At 65.4% G+C, this 22,697-nt stretch carries 16 protein-coding genes and 1 pseudogene; 7 read left to right on the forward strand and 10 right to left on the reverse strand.

From position 1 onward, the window contains the following. Positions 1-8 precede the first annotated feature (8 nt). From glgX to treZ, 3 genes are read left to right on the forward strand one after another with little or no spacing between them, the layout of a single operon-like run. Positions 9-2,267: a glycogen debranching protein GlgX gene (glgX, locus tag BH95_RS01515; protein WP_019665892.1), complete on the forward strand. Its 2,259-nt coding sequence runs from the start codon at positions 9-11 to the stop codon at positions 2,265-2,267. A gap of 5 nt (positions 2,268-2,272) precedes the next feature. Further along, positions 2,273-4,711 (forward strand): malto-oligosyltrehalose synthase, encoded by a 2,439-nt coding sequence (treY, locus tag BH95_RS01520; protein ID WP_037180733.1) that lies wholly within the window; start codon positions 2,273-2,275, stop codon positions 4,709-4,711. Then, positions 4,708-6,441 (forward strand): malto-oligosyltrehalose trehalohydrolase, encoded by a 1,734-nt coding sequence (gene treZ / locus BH95_RS01525; protein ID WP_052059939.1) that lies wholly within the window; start codon positions 4,708-4,710, stop codon positions 6,439-6,441. Before treY ends, treZ begins: the two co-directional genes overlap by 4 nt. A 77-nt stretch (positions 6,442-6,518) precedes the next feature. Here the strand turns inward: treZ and BH95_RS01530 are convergent, their stop codons facing one another. Beyond that, a complete protein-coding gene (locus tag BH95_RS01530; RefSeq protein ID WP_019665895.1) occupies positions 6,519-8,042 on the reverse strand; it encodes an MFS transporter in 1,524 nt (507 codons plus the stop codon). Positions 8,043-8,154: 112 nt separating this feature from the next. Between BH95_RS01530 and BH95_RS01535 the strand changes: the two genes are divergently transcribed. After that, entirely contained in the window at positions 8,155-8,691 is a 537-nt protein-coding gene (locus tag BH95_RS01535; protein WP_037180739.1) for a TetR/AcrR family transcriptional regulator, read from the forward strand. Here the strand turns inward: BH95_RS01535 and ilvA are convergent. The 3 genes and pseudogenes from ilvA to BH95_RS01550 form a co-directional block, all read right to left on the reverse strand. Next, positions 8,679-10,040, reverse strand: coding sequence for a threonine ammonia-lyase IlvA (gene ilvA, locus BH95_RS01540; RefSeq protein WP_020111988.1), 1,362 nt, complete (start codon positions 10,038-10,040; stop codon positions 8,679-8,681). The two genes, BH95_RS01535 and ilvA, sit on opposite strands and share 13 nt — an antisense overlap. Before the next feature lie 43 nt (positions 10,041-10,083). Beyond that, positions 10,084-11,869: pseudogene (locus tag BH95_RS01545) on the reverse strand (pyruvate dehydrogenase). A gap of 16 nt (positions 11,870-11,885) precedes the next feature. After that, positions 11,886-12,320 (reverse strand): nitroreductase family deazaflavin-dependent oxidoreductase, encoded by a 435-nt coding sequence (locus tag BH95_RS01550; protein WP_019665899.1) that lies wholly within the window; start codon positions 12,318-12,320, stop codon positions 11,886-11,888. 139 nt (positions 12,321-12,459) lie between these two features. Here BH95_RS01550 and BH95_RS01555 point away from each other — a divergent pair, with 139 nt between their 5' ends. Continuing rightward, entirely contained in the window at positions 12,460-12,702 is a 243-nt protein-coding gene (locus BH95_RS01555; protein ID WP_037180741.1) for a hypothetical protein, read from the forward strand. A gap of 92 nt (positions 12,703-12,794) precedes the next feature. Here BH95_RS01555 and dnaE read toward each other — a convergent pair whose 3' ends face one another. The 4 genes from dnaE to lspA form a co-directional block, all read right to left on the reverse strand. Then, positions 12,795-16,331, reverse strand: a complete 3,537-nt coding sequence (gene dnaE, locus BH95_RS01560) for a DNA polymerase III subunit alpha (RefSeq protein WP_019665901.1) — start codon at positions 16,329-16,331, stop codon at positions 12,795-12,797. A gap of 203 nt (positions 16,332-16,534) precedes the next feature. Continuing rightward, the gene (locus BH95_RS01565; RefSeq protein ID WP_037180744.1) at positions 16,535-17,221 is read right to left on the reverse strand and encodes a hypothetical protein; all 687 of its coding nucleotides are present in this window, start codon (positions 17,219-17,221) and stop codon (positions 16,535-16,537) included. Beyond that, positions 17,218-18,144, reverse strand: coding sequence for an RluA family pseudouridine synthase (locus tag BH95_RS01570; RefSeq protein ID WP_020111985.1), 927 nt, complete (start codon positions 18,142-18,144; stop codon positions 17,218-17,220). The genes BH95_RS01565 and BH95_RS01570 overlap by 4 nt, the downstream gene beginning before the upstream one ends. After that, a complete protein-coding gene (gene lspA / locus BH95_RS01575) occupies positions 18,141-18,659 on the reverse strand; it encodes a signal peptidase II (RefSeq protein ID WP_230594098.1) in 519 nt (172 codons plus the stop codon). Before lspA ends, BH95_RS01570 begins: the two co-directional genes overlap by 4 nt. Positions 18,660-18,981: 322 nt before the next feature. On the opposite strand from lspA, the gene BH95_RS01580 reads away from it, so the two are divergent. After that, positions 18,982-19,866 carry a hypothetical protein gene (locus tag BH95_RS01580; protein ID WP_037141918.1) on the forward strand — a complete coding sequence of 295 codons (885 nt, stop codon included), beginning with the start codon at positions 18,982-18,984 and terminating at the stop codon, positions 19,864-19,866. Beyond that, entirely contained in the window at positions 19,863-20,645 is a 783-nt protein-coding gene (locus tag BH95_RS01585; RefSeq protein WP_244164765.1) for a hypothetical protein, read from the forward strand. The genes BH95_RS01580 and BH95_RS01585 overlap by 4 nt, the downstream gene beginning before the upstream one ends. A gap of 86 nt (positions 20,646-20,731) precedes the next feature. Here BH95_RS01585 and BH95_RS01590 read toward each other — a convergent pair whose 3' ends face one another. Both BH95_RS01590 and BH95_RS01595 read right to left on the reverse strand, forming a co-directional pair. Beyond that, the gene (locus BH95_RS01590) at positions 20,732-21,247 is read right to left on the reverse strand and encodes a hypothetical protein (RefSeq protein WP_019665908.1); all 516 of its coding nucleotides are present in this window, start codon (positions 21,245-21,247) and stop codon (positions 20,732-20,734) included. 154 nt (positions 21,248-21,401) lie between these two features. Next, positions 21,402-22,697 (reverse strand): DNA polymerase IV, encoded by a 1,296-nt coding sequence (locus BH95_RS01595; protein ID WP_441347090.1) that lies wholly within the window; start codon positions 22,695-22,697, stop codon positions 21,402-21,404.

The following is a 22,697-nucleotide window of genomic DNA, read 5'->3' on the forward strand; positions in this document are numbered from 1 at the left end:
TTTCCTTCATGTCTGTCGAAGCACCCAACGAATCACCCGCGATCGAAGTCTGGCCCGGGTCCGCGTATCCGCTGGGAGCCACCTACGACGGTGTCGGTACCAATTTCGCGCTGTTCTCCGAGGTTGCCGAAGCCGTGGATCTGTGCCTCATCGCCGACGACGGCACCGAGACTCGTATCCGTTTCGAGGAGTCGGACGGCTACGTCTGGCACGCGTACCTTCCGTCGGTGATCCCCGGCCAGAAGTACGGTTACCGAGTACACGGTCCGTGGGATCCGGCGTCGGGTCATCGTTGTGATCCGAGCAAGCTGCTTCTGGACCCGTACGGCAAAGCGTTCGAGGGTGACTTCGACGGTGACCGTTCGCTGTTCTCCTACAGCCTCGACGTTCCCGAGCCCGAGGAGGCCGCGGCTCCGGACGAGAAGCCGTACGAGGACGACGCGGATCTGGCGGATCCGGACCTCGAGGTCGTCGAGCCGGATCCCATCGCGCACGACGAGGCACCACGCGACGATTTTCCGCAGCACGATTCCCTCGGCCACACGATGACCACGGTGGTCATCAATCCGTTCTTCGACTGGCAGAACGACCGCGCACCGCGTCGGCCGTATCACGAGACGGTGATCTACGAGGCGCACGTCAAAGGCATGACGATCACGCACCCCGACGTTCCGGAATCGTTGCGCGGAACCTACGCAGGGCTCGCCCACCCGGCGATCATCGACCACCTGCTGAATCTGGGCATCACCGCGATCGAACTGATGCCCGTGCACCAGTTCATGCAGGATCAGACACTGCTGGACAAGGGACTGCGGAACTACTGGGGATACAACACGTTCGGCTTCCTCGCGCCCCATGCCGACTACTCGTCGAACCCGACGGCGGGCGCGGCCGTGACCGAGTTCAAGGCGATGGTCCGTGCGTTCCACGCGGCCGGTATCGAAGTGATTCTCGATGTGGTCTACAACCACACCGCCGAGGGCAATCACATGGGCCCGACCATCAGCTTCCGGGGAATCGACAACGCTGCGTACTACCGCCTCGTCGACGGCGATTCGGCCCACTACATGGACTACACCGGCACGGGTAACAGTCTCAACGCCCGCCATCCGCACACGTTGCAACTCATCATGGACTCGCTGCGCTACTGGGTCACCGAGATGCACGTCGACGGCTTCCGCTTCGACCTGGCGTCGACGCTGGCTCGTGAACTGCACGACGTGGACCGGCTGAGCGCCTTCTTCGATCTGGTCCAACAGGATCCGGTCGTCAGCCAGGTCAAGCTGATCGCCGAGCCGTGGGACGTCGGCGAGGGCGGCTACCAGGTCGGTAACTTCCCCGGTCTGTGGACGGAGTGGAACGGCAAGTACCGCGACACCGTCCGTGACTACTGGCGCGGCGAGCCCGCCACACTCGGCGAGTTCGCATCACGACTCACCGGATCCTCCGACCTGTACGAGGCCACCGGTCGTCGCCCCGGTGCGAGTATCAACTTCGTCATCGCGCACGACGGGTTCACGTTGCACGACCTGGTGTCCTACAACGAGAAACACAACGACGCCAACGGCGAGGACAACAACGACGGCGAAAGCCACAATCGTTCGTGGAACTGCGGTGTCGAAGGCCCGACCGACGACCCCGAGATACTCGACCTGCGCGCCCGTCAGATCCGCAACATCATGGCGACTCTGCTGCTGAGTCAGGGCACGCCGATGATCGCGCACGGTGACGAACTAGGTCGAACCCAGCAGGGAAACAACAACGTCTACTGCCAGGATTCGGAACTGGCATGGATGGATTGGTCGCTCGCCGAGACCAACGCGGACTTGATCGAGTTCACCAAGAACGCGATCGCGCTGCGCAACGACCATCCGGTGTTCCGTCGCCGCAGGTTCTTCGAGGGCCGGCCGATTCGCACCGGCGAGCAGGCCCGCGACATCGCCTGGTTGACCCCGGCCGGTGAGGAGATGACACCCGAGGACTGGGACAGCGGATTCGGCAAGAGCCTGACCGTCTTCCTGAACGGCGAAGGCATTCCCGAGCCGAATCAGCGAGGCGAGCGCGTCGTCGACGACTCGTTCCTGTTGTGCTTCAACGCCCATCACGAAACCATCGAGTTCCTGACCCCCGACGGCGAGTACGCCAAGGAGTGGACGGTCGCACTGAACACGGCAATCCTCACCGGGGTGAGTGAAAATGTCATAGAAGCGGGTACACCGGTCGAGGTGGCCGCCCGGTCACTCCTCGTTCTACGAAAGACGGACTGACACCAGTGTCCCATCCCCCGCGGCCGATTCCCTCGAGTACGTATCGACTTCAACTGCGAGGGGACGGGTTCACCTTCGCCGACGCCCGCCGGATCGTCGGCTACCTCGACGATCTCGGCGTGAGCCATGCATACCTGTCGCCGATCCTCGAAGCCACCGACGGCTCGACCCACGGGTACGACGTCATCGACCCCACCTCGGTGTCCGCACCGCTCGGTGGGCGCGAAGGCTTCGAAGCGCTGGTCGCTGAACTGCATTCGCGTGGCATGGGCGTGATCGTCGACATCGTGCCCAATCACGTGGGCGTCGACGATCCGCGGCAGAACGCGTGGTGGTGGGACGTGCTGTCCAAGGGGAAGGCCTCCGAGTACGCCTCGTACTTCGACATCGACTGGGCGTCGGAGAACGGAGCCGACGGAAAGATTGCGTTGCCCGTCCTCGGATCGGCCGACGACACCGCGGCCCTGACGATCGACCGGTCCGGAGACACGCCGTTGCTCGCGTACTACGAGCACCGATTCCCCATCGCCGCCGGAACCCTCTCCGACGGACCCGGCACCATCCCTGACGGAGTCGGCACCGAGGACGCCGAGGCAGTCCATGCCGCGCAGGCGTATCGCCTCGTCGACTGGAAGTCCGGTCTCGTCGGGTACCGGCGTTTCTTCTCCGTCAACGGCCTCGCCGGTCTTCGGCAGGAGGACTTCGACGTGTTCACCGCGTCGCACGTCCAGGTTGCCAGTTGGATCACCGACGAGCTGGTCGACGGTCTCCGCGTGGACCACCCCGACGGATTGGCCGATCCCGCCGGCTACCTCACCGAGCTCCGCGAACTCATCGGCCCCGATCGTTGGCTGGTGATCGAGAAGATATTGGCGCGCGGCGAGCCACTGGATCCCGCGTTGCCGGTGCACGGAACCACCGGATACGACGCTCTGGCCGATCTCGGCGGTGTCTTCGTCGATCCGTCGGGTGCCGAGGCTCTCACCGAGCTGTCTCGTTCGCGGGGCGGAGCGCCGGGGGACGCGCAGTGGTTGCATGCCGCGGAGCGCGACTTGAAAACTGCTGTCGCCGAGGGCGATCTGGCTCCGGAGGTCAGGCGGCTGGCGCGCGCTGTCGTGCGCGAGTCCGGTTCGGACGCACCGTTCGAGTCGATCACCGCGGCGATCGTGGCCGTGGTGGCCCGGATGCCGTACTACCGGTCGGACTACGGGCCGCTGGCCGGGACGGTCGGCCGAGTCGTCGGCGACGTCGGGGCCGCCGAACCCGCCCTGGTCGACGCACTGGATGCGGTGACCGCTGCGCTGATCGCCGACGGCGAATCGGCGGTGCGGTTCGAGCAGGTGTGCGGTGCGGTCACGGCGAAGGGTGTCGAGGACTGCTTGTTCTACCGCGCCGCTCGGTTGATCTCGCTGCAGGAGGTCGGCGGTGACCCGGCGGAGTTCGGGATCTCCCCCGCTCAGTTCCATCTTGCGAATGCGGAGCGAGCGGCTCGGTGGCCCGCGGCGATGACGACACTGTCCACTCACGACACCAAACGCGGCGAGGACGTGCGGGCCCGAATCGGGGTGCTGTCGCAGACACCGGAACTGTGGTCGCGGTGCATCTCGGATTGGGAGGAGGTCGCCCCGAGTCCGGACGGTGCGACCGGACTGTTCCTGTGGCAGAACCTGTTCGGAGTGTGGCCCGCCGACGGCGTCGTCTCCGCCGAACTACGCGAGCGAATCCACGCGTACGCGGAGAAGGCCATGCGTGAAGCCGGCACCCGTACGGGATGGACCGACGTCGACGAGGCGTTCGAGGCATCGGTGCATTCGTGGCTCGACTCCGTGATGAGCGGTTCGGTCGCCGACTCGGTGACCATGCTGGTCGCACGGCTCGACCCACACGGACGAAGTGACGCACTCGGCCAGAAACTGCTCCATCTGCTCGGACCGGGAGTGCCCGACGTGTACCAGGGCACCGAGCTCTGGGAGGACTCGCTCGTCGACCCGGACAACCGTCGGTTGATCGACTACGACGTTCGACGTCGGCATCTGTCCGCTCCGTCGTCGACGGTGGTGGACTCGTCCGGATCGGCCAAGTTCGCGGTCGTCCGCGAGTCCCTGCACCTGAGGCGTGAACGCCCGGACAGCTTCGTCGGCGGAAAGTACGCGCCGGTGTACGCGCAAGGTTCGTCAGCAGCGCACATCGTGGGATTCGCCCGTGGCCCCGTTGCTGGAGCCGCGGACGTGATCGCCGTCGCCACCCGACATTCCCTCGGGCTCGATTCGGGCAGCTGGGGGTCGACGACGATTGCACTGCCGGCGGGCCGGTGGCGAGATCGTTTGACCGACAACGAGTACCACGGCGTAGTCAAGGCCGACACACTGCTGTCGTCCTTGCCCGTTGCTGTGCTCGTGCGTGAGATCACCGTGAGCGATACGTCAGGAGAACGTGACGCATGACCCATCGTTTCGAAGTTTGGGCTCCGACCCCCACCACGGTGCGCGTGGACGTGAACGGCACCGTCCATGCGATGACCAGAGGTGACGGCGGCTGGTGGCACGCCGACGTCGACGCCTCCCCCGATGCCCGGTACGGTTTCGTCCTCGACGACGATCCGGCGGTGATTCCCGATCCTCGGTCGCCGCGGCAGCCGGACGGCGTGCACGCGCGGTCTCAGCTGCACACGCTCGATCCGTCGGGCTGGACGGACTCGTCGTGGACCGGTCGTCAACTGCCGGGTGGGGTGATCTACGAACTGCACATCGGAACGTTCACGTCCGAGGGTACGTTCGACGCGGCGATCGAACGCCTCGACCACCTCGTGGACCTCGGCGTGACGTTCGTCGAGGTCATGCCGGTGAACGGATTCAACGGTACCCACAACTGGGGGTACGACGGTGTGCTCTGGTACACCGTTCACGAGGGATACGGCGGCCCCGACGGTCTGCAGCGCTTCGTCGACGCGTGCCATGCTCGCGGCCTCGCGGTGGTGCTGGACGTGGTGTACAACCACCTCGGTCCGTCCGGCAACTACCTGGAACGGTTCGGCCCGTACATGACGCAGGGCGCCAACACCTGGGGGCAATCCATCAACTACGCGGAAGCTCAGTCCGGTGTGGTGCGTCGGTACGCAATCGACAATGCTCTGCGCTGGTTCTCCGAGTTCCACATCGATGGATTACGGCTCGACGCGGTGCACGCCATCGTCGATCACACCGCCGTCCATCTCCTCGAGGAATTGGCCGTCGACACCCGTCGGCTCTCGGCGCACCTCGGCCGACCGCTGACGCTGATCGCGGAGAGCGACCTGAACGATCCCACGCTGGTGACCGCGCGTTCCGGCGGCGGGTACGGGCTCGACGCGCAGTGGGACGACGACATCCACCACGCAATCCACGCTGCTGTCTCCGGTGAACGTCAGGGGTACTACGGCGACTTCGGATCGCTGAAGGGGCTCGCGAACACGTTGCGCCAGGGCTTCTTCCACGCCGGCACGTACTCGACGTTTCGGGGTCGAACCCACGGCAGGCCGCTCGACACGCGCCGAGTCCCGGCGAGCTCGTTCGTCACGTACACCACCACGCACGACCAGGTGGGTAACCGAGCCGTCGGTGACCGGCCTGGTTTCTACCTCAGCCCGGGTCAGCTGGCCGTGAAAGCCGCACTGGTTCTCACCTCTCCGTACACACCCATGTTGTTCATGGGCGAGGAATGGGGCGCGTCGACCCCGTTCCAGTTCTTCACCTCGCATCCGGAACCCGAGCTGGGCGAAGCGACGGCCGAGGGCCGCAAATCCGAGTTCGCCGAGCACGGTTGGGACAAAGAAGACATCCCGGATCCGCAGGACCCGGACACGTTCCTCCGGTCCAAGTTGGAGTGGACAGAACTGGGCACCGGAGATCATGCCCGGCTGTTGACCGTCTACCGGGATCTGTTGTCGCTGCGGCGTGCGCGGCCCGAACTCACCGATCCGTGGCTTCCGAATCTGAAGGTCGACTACGACGAGGACCAGCAGTGGATCGTGCTGCACCGTGGATCGCTCGCCGTCGTGTGCAACCTGTCCGATTCCACGGTGACCGTTCCGGTCGGGGGTCGCACCGTGCTGTCGTGGGAGGAGCCGACGTCGAACGACACCGGCTCCGCCACACGCGTTCCAGGTCACTCGTTCGCGGTGCTCGAAACGTCCTGAGCAACGCGGCCGAGGCTCGGTTGTCACGTCCGGCGGAGCCGAGCTTGTTTCTACTTCCGGCGGAGCCGAGCTTGTTTCTACTTGCGGCGGAGCCGAAGGACGACGTAGACGGCGGTCGCTGCCATGACGGCGGCCGTCGCCACCGACGCCGTGTGCATGCCCTGAACGAACGCTGCATGCGCCGACTCGGTCAGGGCCGTTCCCAGCTCCGCCGGGAGGTCACGCGCGACTGCAGCCGCGCCGCCGAGTGTCTCCTGGGCGGACGCCGCGCGCTCGGAATCGAGGCCGGAGACGTCGAGCCCTCGGCGGAAGTAGGACATGACCACGGTGCCGAGAACGGCCACGCCCAGCGCGATCCCCAACTCGTATGCCGTTTCCGACACGGCGGACGCCGCACCGGCGCGTTCGGGACGGACGGAACTGACGACGAGGTCCGACGTCAACGTCAGTGCCGTGCCCGCGCCCGCGCCGACGAGAACGAAGCCGATGATGAACAATGCCGGGCCGCTGTCGACGCGTAGCCCGAACAGCACGGCAGCACCGACAGCAGCAGCGGCAAGTCCTGCGCCGAGCACCGTTGCCGGAGACCAGATACGGACGAGGTACGCGGCCACCAGAGACGTCACGATGCTCGACGCCGTGCCTGGCAGCAGTAGCAAGCCCGCTTCCAGTGGGCTGTTGCCCAGCACGAGCTGAAGATACTGGGCGCCGAAGAAGAGCACGCCTGCCAGCGCGAACACCGACAGGAAGTTCGTGAACACCGCCGTCGAGAAGGCGGGGTTGGAGAACAGCCGTAGGTCGATCATCGGGTCGTCGAGCCGCCTCTGCCGCCGGACGAACAGAACGCCTGCACCGACACCGACCAGTGCCGCGCCGACGTTGACGGCGGATATGCCGTGGGCCGCGGTCTCTTTGACCGCGTAGACCAACGGAACCAGAGCGGCCATCGACAATCCCGAGCTGATCAGGTCGAACGTGCCGGGGTTCGGATCCTTCGATTCCGGTATCACGAGAGGACCGAATGCGATCAACGCGAGCATCACCGGGATGTTGATCAGGAACACCGAGCCCCACCAGAAGTGCTCGAGCAACCATCCGCCGACCAGTGGTCCGGCCGCTGCGCCGCCGCCTGCCATTGCGCCCCACACACCGATCGCCATGACACGTTGGCGGGGATCGGTGAAGATCGTCCTGATCAGACCGAGAGTGGCCGGCATCAAGGTCGCGCCCGAGACACCTTGCAGCACGCGAGCGGCAATCAACATTTCCGGGCTGGTGGCAAATGCCGCGACGACGGACGCGATTCCGAATCCGGCAGCACCGATGAGCAGGAGTTTCCGTCGTCCGATCCGGTCCCCGAGAGTGCCCATCGTGATGAGCAGGCCGGCCAGTACGAACGAGTAGACGTCGATGATCCACAGAAGTTGGTTGCTCGACGGTGACAGATCCGAGCTGATGAACGGTAGCGCCAGGTCCAGGACCGTACCGTCGACCGCGATCAAGAGAACCGCGAACGCCAGTACGACGAGACCGAGCCAGTCTTTCGGCGTCGCCCGCTGGGTCTGCGCCTGCGCGGCGGGTCCGACGCTGATGTCTTTCACTTCGTCACTCCTCGATGCTCTCACCCTCGACTGAACCGTCCAGCCGGTACAGCGACCGAGAGTAGCAGTGAACCGTCCAGCCGGTAAAGCGAAATTGGGTAGGGTGACGCACATGGCATCCGACACACGCGATCGCATTCTCGACGCCCTCGAAGAGATGCTCCTCGATCAAGGAGTCACGAAGGTCACCCTGGAAAGCATCGCAGCCAAGGCAGACGTCTCCAAAGGCGGCCTTCTCTACCATTTCAAGACCAAGGACGCGATGATCGCGGCCATGGTTCGACGCCTCGGCGAGCAGGCCGATCTACAACGTGCCGAGGCCGAGCGAGGCGGTACCACCGTCGCGCGGTGGTACCTGCAACCGCCCGAGGGCATCGCCGAGCACGAGGTGGCGCTGTACAGATCGACCCTCGCCGCCCTCCGCAGCGTCGACGGCAACCCCGGCGAGATCCATCAGGCGGTCATCGACATGATGCGACTGTGGGACGAGAGCCTGCGCACCGAGATACCCGACGAGGTGCACGCCGAGATCGTGCGCCTGGTCGGCGACGGAATCTACCTCGGCGCCCTGCTCGAACTTCCGCCCGTCGACGCCGACCTCCACCGGAAAGTGGTCGAGCGCCTGCTCGGGTCGGATCAGGTCAAGTAGCGATACGCGGGCGAACCCGGCTCGAGCTGCTCCACGGTCAACCCGGAGGCCCGCATCCGTTCGAGAAGCGCACTCAGGCCGCTGGCCACGCCCAGCTCGATGCCGACCAACGCAGCGCCCGTCTCCCTGTTGTTCCGCTTCACGTACTCGAACAGAGTGATGTCGTCGTCGGGCCCCAGGACTTCGTCGAGAAAACGGCGCAAGGCACCGGGCTCCTGAGGAAAGTCGACGAGGAAGTAATGCTTCAGACCGAGGTGAACGAGTGACCGTTCGAGGATCTCGCCGTACCGCGAGACGTCGTTGTTGCCGCCCGATATCAGGCAGACGACGGTGCTCCCCGGCTCCACCGCGATCTGCGTCAACGCCGCCACACTGAGCGCCCCCGCCGGCTCGGCGATCACGCCCTCGTTCTGATAGAGCTCGAGCATCGCCGTGCAGATTGCACCCTCGTCGATCTGTGTCATCAGAAATGGGCCCGCGCCCTCATCGCGCGACGGGAACGTCGGCATCGCCACCAGCGGCAACGACGCGTGCGACACGACCTCGGCGCCGAGCGAACGCAGCGCTTCGAACGGGACGTCACCGATCCGGCGCACGGCAGCGCCGTCGACGAACGGGTCGATGTCGGACAACGTCACCGGACCCCCGGCCACCAACGCCGCCGTCATCGACGCCGCACCCGACGGCTCGACGCCGACGAGCGCCGTACCCGGTGCGCGTTCACGCAGATAGGTCGAGATTCCGGCAATGCATCCCCCGCCGCCGACCGGCATGACGACGGTGTCCGGTGCAGAACCCAGTTGCTCGACGATTTCCGCGGCGATCGTGCCCTGCCCGGCCACTGTCCGCTCGTCGTCGAAGGGAGGAACCATGGTCGCTCCGGTGCGCACGACATCCGCGGCGGCCGCTGCCGCGGCGGCGTCGAACGTGTCACCGGTGACGATCAACTCGACGAAATCCCCGCCGTGCACTCGAATGCGGTCCCGCTTCTGCTTGGGCGTGTTGGCGGGCACGTAGATTCGGCCGCGCACCTGCATCGCCCGGCACGCGAACGCGACACCCTGCGCGTGGTTGCCTGCACTCGCCGTCACGACACCGACTGCGAGCTCCTCGGGTGTGAGCTGGGCCATCAGGTTGTAGGCACCGCGGATCTTGTAGGACCGGACGATCTGCTGATCCTCGCGCTTGAGGTAGACGACGGCACCGGTCTCCCGGGACAGCCGCTCGCAGTACTGCAACGGCGTCGTGGCCACGACCTTCGCAATGCGCTGCGCAGCGATGTCGATGTCATCCGCAGTCACTGCGAACGAACCGGTGCTGGGCGCGAAGACGTCAGGCGAGTTGGACACCCACCTATGCTGCCACCAGCGGCGGGTGCTCGACCAATCGGGACTAGCCTCGCGGCGAGAACTGAGACGGCAACGGCACGTTCCGGAGATTCGACTTCGCCATCTGCACGGCTTCCCCGACGCCTCCGTTCATCACCATCCTCGACATCGCGAGAGCGAACCCCTTGACCTGTTGGCCGGTGATGGTCGGGGGCAGAGACAACGCATTCGGGTCGGTGACGATGTCCACCAGGGCGGGGCCGTCGTGTTCGAGCGCAGCGCGAAGGCCTGCTTCCAGATCACCCGGCTCGACGATCCTCTTGGAGAAGATCCCCAGCGCTGCCGCGACCGCTGCGTAGTCGACCGCAGGCACGTCGACGCCGAAGTCCGGGATACCGTCGACGAGCATCTCGAGCTTCACCATGCCGAGCGTCGAGTTGTCGAACACGACGATCTTGACCGGCAACTTGTACATCGCCACCGTCACCAGTTCGCCCAGCAACATCGACAATCCGCCGTCGCCCGACACCGACACGACCTGGCGCGTCGGGAACGCCACCTGCGCACCGATCGCGTGCGGTAGAGCGTTGGCCATCGATCCGTGCAACGCCGAAGAGATGAAGCGCCGCTGACCGTTCGGGTTCAGGTAGCGGGCGGTCCAGACGTTGCACATGCCGGTGTCGGCGGTGAAGATCGCGTCGGCCGCCGCGAGGTCGTCGAGGATGGACGCCGCGTATTCCGGGTGTATGGGAGTGCGTTGCCCCACCGGCTTGGTGTACGCGCCCACGACCTTCGTCATCAGCTTGCGGTGACGCTCCAGCGTACGGTCCAGGAACCCACGGTCGTCCTTGCGCTGCACCAGCGGAAGCAACGCGGCCAACGTGCTCTTCGCGTCGCCGTGCACGGCCAGATCCACGCTGGTTCGGCGTCCGAGGTTCTCGGCGGCGCTGTCGATCTGGGCGGTGCGTACCTCGTCCGGCAGGAACTGGTCGTACGGGAAGTCGGTGCCGATCAGGATCAGCAGATCCGCGTCGTGAATACCGTCGTGAGCAGCCCCGTACCCCAGAAGTCCGGTCATCCCGATGTCGAAGGGGTTGTCGTACTGAACGAACTCCTTACCGCGCAACGAGTGCCCCATCGGAGCACCCACCTTCTCGGCGAGTTCGAGCAACTCGGGCCGCGCGTCCCGGACACCCGCTCCGGCGAAGATCGCGACCGTGTCGGCTTCGTCGATGGCGCCGGCCAGCGCTCGAACATCCTCGTCCGCAGGCACCAGCGCTGGCCTGCCGGTGCGGACGTACGCGGACGTACGCGGGCGCCGAGCGCGCCGCAGGTTCGTCCGCGATGTCCCCGGGCAACGTCACCACCGCGACGCCCGACCTGCCGACGGCATGCTGCAGCGCCGAGTGGACCACTCGCGGAGCCTGTTCGGGCGTACTGACCAACTCCGCGTACACCGAACACTCCACGAACAACCGGTCCGGATGCGTCTCCTGGAAGAATCCGGAGCCGATCTGCACGCTGGGAATGTGCGACGCGATGGCCAGCACCGGCGCGCCCGATCGGTTCGCGTCGTACAAGCCGTTGATGAGGTGCAGGTTGCCCGGCCCGCACGAACCGGCACAGACTGCGAGCTTGCCGGTCAACTGCGCCTCGGCGGCAGCGGCGAAGGCGGCGGCTTCCTCGTGGCGAACGTGAATCCAATCGATGCCACCCGCCTTCGAACCGCCACTGCGTCGTACCGAGTCGACGATCGGGTTGAGACTGTCGCCGACAATTCCGTAGATGCGTTGGACACCGGCCTCGATCAGTTGGCCGACGATCTGATCGGCGACAGTCTCGGTACTCAATTTCTTCGGGCTCCTTCTATGCTCTCGACAGTACGAACACGGGAATCTCGCGGTCGGTCTTCGTCTGGTAATCCGCGTAATCGGGGTACGCCTGGACGGCGCGTTCCCACCACACGGCCTTCTCCTCCCCCGTCACCTCACGGGCGATGTAGTCGGCACGATCGGTTCCGTCCTGCAACTCCACGAGCGGCTCGGCCTTCACGTTGTAGTACCAGACCGGGTTCTTCGGCGCGCCGCCCAGCGAGGCGACGGCCGCGTACTCCCCGTTGTGCTCGACGCGCATCAGCGGCGTCTTTCTCAGCTTGCCGGACTTGTTGCCGCGCGTCGTCAGCAAGATGACTGGCATTCCGTTCATCGTGGTGCCCTCGGTACCGCCGGACCCTTCGAGCAGTTCGGCCTGCTCGCGTGCCCAATCGGATGTGCTGGGTTCGTACTCTCCTGTCAATGGCATGCACTCGAGTCAACACCTGTACCGCCCGGCGCGCCACCGACCGTGCACACGCACATCGAACAGAGAAGTTCGGTGGACCGAATCCTTCTGTGCGTATACCCTGACGTAGGAGAACAGCACTGCCGAAGGAGTCAGCGTCATGACCTACGCACTTCCCAGCACCACCCCGCGTCGGCGCACTCATGTCGATACCGTCGACATCGCTGGGACCGCCTGGCCGGTCTACAAGGTCGAGGCGCTCGTGCTCGGAGCCCTCGTGTTTCTCGGCGCTCTGGCATTCACCACGTCGCTGCAGGTGGCAGTACTGACCAGTGCTGCGGCCACCGTCGTTACGTGGTGGACGCTGCTGTTCGCCGAACGCCGCGCGACCGTCCGCCGATAGCGTTCACGCATCCTTTGCTAGCCGCACCTGCTGTGAACCGGTGATCACGCACGCTCGGTGACCGAATGTGACTCTCGGTCACCGAGCGTGCATCAGCCGGCCAAGCAGCCTGGTCCGAGCAGCGCCTTCAAGTCACCCATCAAAGCCGACGTGGGCGTGACCCGCAGACTGTCGTCCAGCTTCATCGCCGTCACCTTGTCCCCACTGACCAGCCGGAGATGCACGTCGGACGTGCCCGGGTGACTCTTCAGAATCCGCTTCAGTGCTCCGACCTTGTCGGCCGTGCACTGACGGGTCGGGAGGCTGACGGCGAGAGGCTTCGCGACACCGACCGCCGAGAGGTCCGGCACAGCAAGGTCGTTGGCGATCAGGGAGATTCGATCGTCACGTACCGACACGCGCCCCTTGACGAGAACCACCGAATCCTCGGTCACGTCGGCGCCGAACACCGAGTAGGACTGCGGGAAGAACAGAACCTCGATTCCGCCGACGAGGTCCTCGAGTTGAGCCGACGCCCACGTGAGACCGTTCTTGTTGATCCGGCGGTTCACCGACGCGAGGATGCCGCCGATGGTGACCTGCGTACCGTCCTTGACATCGCCTTCGAGAATGGCAGGAATGTTGGTGTCCGACTGGGCCGCGAGCATGTGCTCGACGCCGAGCAGCGGGTGGCCGGACACGTACAGGCCGAGCATCTCGCGCTCGAGCGCCAATCGGTGCTTCGATTCCCACTCGTCCTCGGGGACACGAACATTGAACACCGCGGAAATCGACTCGTCGGCGTCCTCTCCGCCGAACAGATCGAACTGTCCGATTGCCTCGGCCTTCTTCGTGCCCATGACCGAATCGATGGCGTCGGCGTGAATGAGCATCAAGCCCTTGCGCGGATGATTCAGCGAATCGAACGCACCCGACTTGATGAGCGACTCGGTGACCTTCTTGCTGCAGGCCGTCGCATCGATCTTGTTCAGGTAGTCCGAGAAGTCGGTGTACTTGCTCTTCTCCTCGCGTGCCCTGATGATCGAGGCCACCACGTTGGTGCCGACGTTGCGGACCGCGCCGAGACCGAACCGGATGTCCTTGCCCACGGACGCGAAGTTGAGTTCGGATTCGTTGACGTCCGGGGGCAGGACGGTGATCCCGAGCTTGCGGCAGTCCGCCAGGTAGATGGCGGACTTGTCCTTGTCGTCGGACACGCTGGTGAGCAGACCGGCCATGTATTCGCCGGGGTAGTTGGCCTTGAGATAGCCGGTCCAGTAGGACACCAGACCGTATCCGGCTGCGTGCGACTTGTTGAACGCGTATCCGGCGAACGGAAGAATAGTGTCCCACAGGGCCTTGATCGCGGGCTCGGAGAAGTCGTTGGCCAGCATTCCCTCACGGAATCCTGCGTACGCCTCTTCCAGCACCGACAGTTTCTTCTTACCCATGGCGCGACGCAGAATGTCGGCCTGTCCGAGCGAATACCCGGCGACCTTCTGCGCGATCTGCATGATCTGCTCCTGGTACACGATGAGGCCGTACGTGTCCTTCAGGATTTCCGCGAGAGGCTCTTCCAACTCCGGGTGGATGGGCTTGACCTCTTGACGACCGTTCTTGCGGTCGGCGTAGTCGTTGTGGGCGTTCATGCCCATCGGTCCCGGCCGATACAGGGCCAGAACGGCGACGATGTCCTCGAAGCCGGTGGGCTGCATTCGTCGCAGAAGATCACGCATCGCGCTGCCGTCGAGCTGGAACACGCCGAGAGTGTCTCCGCGAGCAAGCAATTCGTACGTCGCGGGGTCATCGAGCCCCAGCGTGTCGAGGTCGAGTTCGATCCCGCGGTTGCTCTTGATGTTGTCGATGGCGTCACCGATGACGGTGAGGTTGCGTAGGCCGAGGAAGTCCATCTTGAGCAGGCCGATGGCCTCGCACGAGGGATAGTCCCAACCGGTGATGATCGCGCCGTCCTGCGCGCGCTTCCACACCGGGATCGCGTCGGTCAGCGGCTCCGAGGACATGATGACCGCGCAGGCATGGACGCCGGCATTACGGATCAGCCCTTCCAGGCCACGCGCGGTCTTGTAGATCGTCGCGACATCGGGATTGGAATCGATGAGCGCACGAACCTCGGTCGCTTCCTTGTACCGCTCGTGCGCCGGATCGGTGATGCCCGCGACCGAGATGTCCTTGGCCATGATCGGCGGAGGCAACGCCTTGGTGATCTGATCGGCGATCGCGAATCCGGGCTGCCCGAACTGGACACGAGCCGAGTCCTTGATGGCGGCCTTGGTCTTGATGGTGCCGAACGTGATGACCTGAGCGACGCGGTCGCTTCCCCACTTCTCCGTCGCGTACCGAACCATCTCACCGCGGCGACGATCGTCGAAGTCGATATCGATATCCGGCATCGACACACGTTCGGGATTGAGGAACCGCTCGAACAGCAGACCGTGCGGCAGCGGATCGATGTTGGTGATACCCATCGCGTACGCGACGAGAGAACCCGCGGCCGAGCCTCGGCCGGGACCGACGCGAATACCGACGTCGCGGGCGTGTGCGATGAGGTCACCGACGACGAGGAAGTACGCCGGGAAGCCCATCTCCAGAATCACGCTGATCTCGTACTTGGCACGATCGCGGTATTCCTGGGGCACACCGCCGGGGAACCGCCATTCCAGACCCTTGTCGACCTCTTTGGCCAACCACGTACCCTGCGTCTCGCCTTCCGGCACAGGGAAGATCGGCATCCTGTCACGGTGGGCCCACACATCGTCGTACGGCTGGACGCGCTCGGCGATGAGCAACGTGCTGTCGCACGCACCCGGCACCTGATCGTCCCAGAGGGCCCGCATCTCGGCGGCGGATTTGAGGTAGTAACCGTCGCCGTCGAACTTGAAACGGGTGGGATCGCTGAGCGTCTTACCGGTCTGGATGCACAGCAACGCCTCGTGGTTCTCCGCGGCGTCCTTGGTCACGTAATGGCAGTCGTTGGTGGCGAGCGGCGGAATCTGCAGCTTCTTGCCGATCTCGAGCAAACCCTCACGGACCCGACGCTCGATCGACAGACCGTGGTCCATGAGCTCGAGGAAGAAGTTCTCCGGACCCCAGATCTCACGCCACTTCGCTGCCGCTTCGAGCGCCTCACGGTCCTGACCGAGACGCAGACGCGTCTGCACCTCACCCGACGGGCACCCCGTCGTCGCGATGATCCCCTCCGCATGCGCGGCGATGATCTCCTCGTCCATCCGGGCCCACTTGCCCAACTGCCCTTCGATGGACGCGAGAGAGGACAGCTTGAACAGGTTGCGCACACCCGTCGCGTTCTCCGCGACCATCGTCATGTGCGTGTACGCGCCGCTACCGGACACATCGTCGGACTTCTGGCTGCGGTCACCCCACAGCACACGCTTCTTGTTGAACCGAGACTCCGGCGCGATGTACGCCTCGATACCGATGATCGGCTTGATGCCGGCCTTCTTCGCCTCGTTGTAGAACTCACTCGCGCCGTACATGTTGCCGTGGTCGGTCATACCGACCGCCGTCATCTCCAACCGACTCGCCTCTGCGAACAACGGCGCAATCTTGGCCGCTCCGTCGAGCATCGAATACTCGGTGTGGTTGTGCAGATGTACGAACGAGTCAGTCACGAAGATGTCTCCTACTGGGTCGAGCTAGATCGAGCCGGGTCGTACGGGCCGAGATGTCCGCGCGCGAAGTGCACCTGATTCTAAGCGCTCGAACCGACAGAGCATTCCTGGCTCTCGGTGTGTCCGGCCCCCGCGCGTGTCGGCCCTGGCCCGGCGTGCCGACGGTGTCGCCGCGCCTGCAACCGCTGCCGAACGGGCGTACGTCACGGAGTAGGAACGGGCCCGTCGTCCGGTAGCGGGCCGACGACGTCCGCATAGTCGGGAAGTAGGGCGCGCACGGCGAATCGGCCTGCGATCGCGTCCGCGGGCAAGGCCTCGACCGCCCGAACCCCGTCCCCGGCGTCGACGGTTCCGAGTTGCTCCGAAGAGCCGCGGACGATCAGTCCGACGACACATTCGCACCCCTCGAGCAAGCGTGCGGAAGACACTGCATCGATCTGCGATTGGCGATCCCACTGCCCGGTCGAACCATGAAGTCTCGATCCCGCAACGGCCGCCGAGCCCAGCACCGACGCCTCGGTTCCCGGCACTCCGATGGAGATGACCTGGGTCTGGACGCGCTCTAAGGGAACTCGGAGCAGAACCTGCGCGATCCGTACGTCCTGCACCGCGTCGTACGCGCGCGCGGGTGCAACCTCGGCGTCGAACGACACCAACGCCCACTGCATCTCGGAATTGCTCCCCGCCGAGTCCTGGTCGGCGGAGTCCTCCGCGAGCGTCTCCTCCGCCCGCGCCAGGTACTCGGACACTGCTTCTCCGGTGTCCGGACCGAGGGTGTCGGTGTTCACCCCTGGCCGGGGCACCGGATTCGCGGTTCCGAGGGCGAACAGCAGAACCACCGCGGCCAGGACCGTCGCCGCGGCCGTTGCCGCACCCGACATCCGCGTCATGCCGCGCGCAGCACCTCGAGTGCGTGCTCGAGGTCAGCTGGATACTTGCTCTCGATCTCGACCCACCGACCGTCCGACGGATGCGCGAATCCGAGTGTCTTGGCGTGCAGCCATTGACGTTCCAGGCCGAGACGGTCGGCGAGCTTCGGGTCGGCGCCGTAGGTGAGGTCTCCGCAACACGGGTGCCGCAATGCGGAGAAGTGAACGCGAATCTGATGAGTCCGACCGGTTTCGAGGTGCACGTCGAGCAGGCTGGCCGCCTGGAACGCCTCGATGGTGTCGTAGTGCGTGATGCTCGCTTTACCGTCGGCCCGCACCGCGAACTTCCAGTCGTTGCTGCCGTGCCTACCGATCGGTGCGTCGATGGTGCCACTGCTCGGATCCGGATGGCCCTGCACGAGCGCGTGATAACGCTTCTCGATCGTGCGCTGCTTGAACGCCCGCTTCAACACCGTGTACGCGCGCTCGCTCGTGGCGACGACCATCACGCCCGACGTCCCGACGTCGAGGCGATGCACGATGCCCTGCCGCTCATGGGCACCGGACGTGGAAATTCGGAACCCCGCTGCAGCAAGCCCACCGATCACCGTCGGTCCCGTCCACCCGACGCTCGCGTGCGCCGCGACCCCGACCGGCTTGTCGACCGCGACGATGTCGTCGTCCGCATAGAGAATCTCCATGCCCTCGACCGGCTCCGCTTCGATGGTCAGCGCGCGAGCAGGTTCGGGAAGCAGCACCTCCAAGTACGCACCCGCCGACAACCGATCCGACTTCCCCAGTGCCGACCCGTCGACGGAGACGGACCCTTCCTCGGCGAGAGTCGCCGCGACCGTCCTGGACAGACCCAGCAGCCGCGAGACGCCCGCATCGACCCGCATGCCGTCCAAGCCGTCGGGAATCGGCATGGAACGCGATTCCCTCATTTCTGTCCCGCCGTTCCCGAGTCGGTGCTCGCTGCGGCATTCTTCTTCGACGTGGTGGCCCGCTCACCGTTCGGTTCGAATCCGAACAGGCTCAGCGCGACGAGGAGTATCGCCCCACAGACGATCGACGAGTCCGCGACGTTGAACACCGGCCACCATCCGATGGACACGAAATCGACCACGTGTCCCTGCAGCGGTCCGGGCGATCGGAAGAACCGGTCGATGAGATTCCCGAGAGCCCCGCCGAGCACGAGTCCGAGGCCGAGAGCCCACCACGGAGAGCGAAGGGTACGGCCGATCCGGATCACCCCGATGACGACGCATACCGCGACGATCGTCAGAAGCCAGGTCATGCCGGTGGCCATCGAGAACGCTGCGCCGGGATTACGCACCATCCGAAGTGTGACGACGTCGCCGATGATCTCCACCGGGTTGCCCGGCTTGATCCAGTGCACGGCCGCGATTTTGGTGATCAGGTCGAACGCGAGGACGACAACGGCGATCAGGACCAGCATCCTGGTACGCAGCGGCTTCGGTGCCACACCGGTGGCAGGGTCTGCGTCGGTGCCGGACACCACGGTGTCGTCGGGTTCGGCCTTCTGATCGCGGTGCGGGTCGGAGCTCGTCGAATCGGTCGGGCGGTCGTCACTCACCCCCCTATCATGTCGCATCGCCCCGGCACAGCCGAATCCCGGATCGACACCGAGGGGTCCGCGGGCGGGCCGCACGCGCACGGCTTCGCCGACGGTGTCCGGTGAAGTGGCCGGAGCGTGTCCGTAGCCTGGTCCCGTGATCTCGCCTTCCCGAAACCCGATTCGACGTATCCGAGTTCTCGCTGTGGCCGTCGCCGCCACCACACTGCTGGCGGGGTGCGGGTCGTCCGACGACGAGGCATCGTCGGAGACGGACACCTCCGCCACGACGTCGAGTGTGTCGCTGCCGGTGACTCCGGTGACGACCACCCTCGTCGACCCGGGCGCCGAGCCCAGGACCGCGGTGACGCGAAACATCTCCGGCGAACAGTCGGTACGGTTGACGACGCGGTCGACCGTCACCCAGCAGATCGACGACCAGGCAGTACAGGACTTCTCGACGCCGAATCTGACGGTCCCGCTGACGGCACGTGCGTCGGGGGCCAGCGGTGACGAGGTCGATCTCACGATCGGGGTCGCGACGTCGGCGGATCAGCGTCTGACGGACCAGCTCGCCGCGGCCGACGGTTCCGGCGCCGGGTTGACCGTGACCGACGGCGGGGCCGTCACCGCGCTGTCCATCACGCCTGCGGACGCGGCACAGGACGCAGCACGTGCGGCAATAGAACAAGCGTTGAACCAAGCGGTGTACCGGTCGATTTCCTTTCCCGAGGAAGATCTGGGAATCGGCGCGGTCTGGACGGCTCAACAGCAAGTCATCAGCGGTCTGACGCTCAATCAGACGACCACCGCAACTCTGCGCGCGCGGGAGGGTGACGTGCTGACGATCGACCTGCGAATCGATCAGACGCCGGAATCCACGACCCTGGAACTGCCCGACGACGCCGGCCAACTCGCGATCGACAACTACACGATGTCCGGCACCGGAACTCTGCGCATCGACCTGACGAAACCGCTTCCGGTATCGGGAGAGGTGACCGTCGGTGGCAGTCAGCAATACAGCGACACCGACGGCACGACGGTTCTGCGTCAGGACATCAGTGACACCCTGGAATGGGCGTCGGAGTGAGGTCCGCAGCTGGATCGGTACGTACTGCCGCAGTGTGCGCGGGGGCTCTTCTGGTCCTCGGCGCCTGCGGTGGGACGGACGACGCGGGTGCCGCCGGTGCCGACACCGACACTTCCCCGGCTGCTCCGGTCACGGTCGTCGACGCCCCTGACGTTCTCTCCGGGTCCGTCGTCACCGACTCCGTAGATCTGCAATCCCGCATGCTGACGACCAGCGACCTTCCCGACGGGTATGCGGTGGTTCCGGATCCGGTGCGTGATCTCGGGCTGGACCCGGCTCCGGAGTACGACTCGCCTGATCGGTCCGGCACCGAGCCGCAGGAGTGCGCCGACGTTCTCGCGGCTGTGGGGACGCAGTCGGCGGGCGCATCGGCGGTGGCGGACGTCCGGTACTCGGGACCGAATTTCTCGTCCATCGACGAAGACGCCGCCAGTTACGCAGGCGGCGAGGACGGTGCCGGAGGCGCTGGAGAGGCGTTCCGCACCGTGCAGGACACGCTCGTCGGCTGCGCCGAGTACACGGGCACGGACGCCGACGGGATCGACGTCGACTTCTCGCTGTCGGCTCGGGACCAGTCCCCGGTGGGTGACGCGTCGACGTCGTTTCGGCTCGCGACCACCAGCGAAGGGTTCACGCTGGTGTCCGACGTAGTGATCGCAGTAGTCGACCACACCGTGTTCCAGCTGTCCGTCACCAGTCAGGAAGGCGTCGACGCGGCATCGTTCACCGCACTCGCCGATGCAGCAGCCGAGCGTATTCGTGGTGACCTCGGGTCCTGACCGAGACGAAGGCACACGAAAGCCGGTGCCGCACTCCGAACGAGGAGTACGGCACCGGCTTCGAGGTACCGCGAAAACCTAGGTGACTATGCGCACGCAGGCGAGGTCAGCTGCGCCAGCTGGACGAGACCACATGCGTTCTCCTTGGACAGCTTCCATGCGCCGTCCTCGGCAACGAAGATGAAGTTGCCCGGGTTCGCCTGACCGTTGATGGTCAAGGTCGCGCCCGTGTTCAGGGTGCCGTCGCCGAGGTCGTCGACACTGGTGATCTCGACGGTGGCGCCGTTCTGCACAGCAGCGGCCGCGACCTGCTCGATGAGGCCCGGATCTTCCTCGGCGCCCTGGATGAGGGCCGCCTTCTCCTCGACCGGGACAGCCGGGTCGAGACCGCGAGCGAGTTCGGCGTTGAGCTCTTCAGCCGTGGGCACAGGTGGGTAATCGCCCGATGCCTCCGGTGCCGCCGACGCCGAGGACGTCGTGGAAGCTGCCGACGTCGTGGTCGTCGTGTCGCCACCGTCGTCCGAGCTACATGCGGTCATCGTCAGCGCAGCAGCGATCGCCACGCCGGCGACTACGGCCTTTCGGGTGTTACGGAGCTTCAAGTGCTTATCCCTTCGGTTGTACTGCTCAGTCGTTCACGTGAACCGGACATAGAGGCCGGTCTCGGCTGTTCCACTATGCCATTGGAGGCCTCGGGCGGAAAGAAGCGTCGCTACTCGCCGGTAGCCGAGAGCGTCATTTCAGGACGAGTCACTGTCATTTCAAACTGTCCAGTGGATCCGCCACAACGAGCTGCTCGTCCCCCTCTGCGAAAGTACGGGCTCGACCCGGTCCGGTGGACCGTGTCTCGAACCGAACCGTCACCACGGAGTGGCCTGCCCCTTGCACCCATCCGTGTCCGTGTTCAGGATGCCTCACGTCCATGCCCGGATGCCACCTCTGCTGCGGTTCTCTTACCGAAGGCACAATTTCGCCCGTGGTCGTGGGCGACGTGGACGTGTCCTCCGGTTCGTGATCGAGTTCGGGAAACAGCGACCCTTGCTGCACGGTGGACAGCCCGGCGAGGCCGACACCGACCAGCCGGATCGGACCGAGTTCCACCGGGTCCAGCACCTGACGCTGTGCCGTCGCGACGATGGTCTGCTTGTCCACGGTCGCGTACGGCAACGTCGCCGACCGAGTCACGATGCTCATGTCCGATTTCCGCAGCTTCAGCACCACCGTGCGTGCGCCGCGCCCGTCCTTCACCAGGCGTCGGTGCGCGGCTTCCGCGCTCCGTTCCACCGCAGACCTCAACTGCGCCAAGGTCACCAGATCGTGTGCGAACGTCGTCTCGGCGCTGACCTGCTTCGCTTCGGCGCGCTCGGCGACGGCTCGATCGTCGATCCCACGCGCCAGCCTGTGCAGCCCCGGACCCACCGTCGCACCGAGGATCGACGCCACTTCCGACTCCGGCGTCGCGACGAACTTACCGATCGTGTCGATGCCGAGCTTTCGAAGTTTCTCGTCGGCGACCGGCCCGATTCCCCACAACTTCCGCACCGGCAACGCAGCCATGAGAGCACTTTGTTCGGCCGGCGCGACCACAGTCACGCCGTCCGGCTTCGCCAGACCGGACGCGATCTTCGCGATCTGTTTACCGGAACCGGCGCCCAACGACGCCACGAGGCCCGTCCGTTCCATGACGAGTGCCCGCAGCATCTCGCAGAACTCCGCCACCTCGGCCGCGGTGGCGCCGACGAGTTCGACTGGCTCGCCGAACGCCTCGTCCATCGACAGCTGCTCGAGAACAGGCATCCTCGTGCGCAGACCGTCGAACACCGTCCGACTGACGCTCTGGTACAGCGCGCCGCGCGGCGGCAGCACGATCGCGCCGCCGCCCACCAATCTGCGAGCCTGATGCATCGGCATGGCGGAGCGCGCGCCGAAGACACGCGCCTCGTAGCTGCAGCCGGCGACGACACCGCGACCGCCTGCTCCGCCGACCAGAACGGGGCGTCCGCGCAAGGTGGGCCGGGTGAGCTGCTCGACCGACGCGAAGAACGCGTCCAT

Origin of the sequence: Rhodococcoides fascians A44A (genome assembly GCF_000760735.1) — a bacterium.
Classification (GTDB): Bacteria; Actinomycetota; Actinomycetes; order Mycobacteriales; family Mycobacteriaceae; genus Rhodococcoides; species Rhodococcoides fascians_E.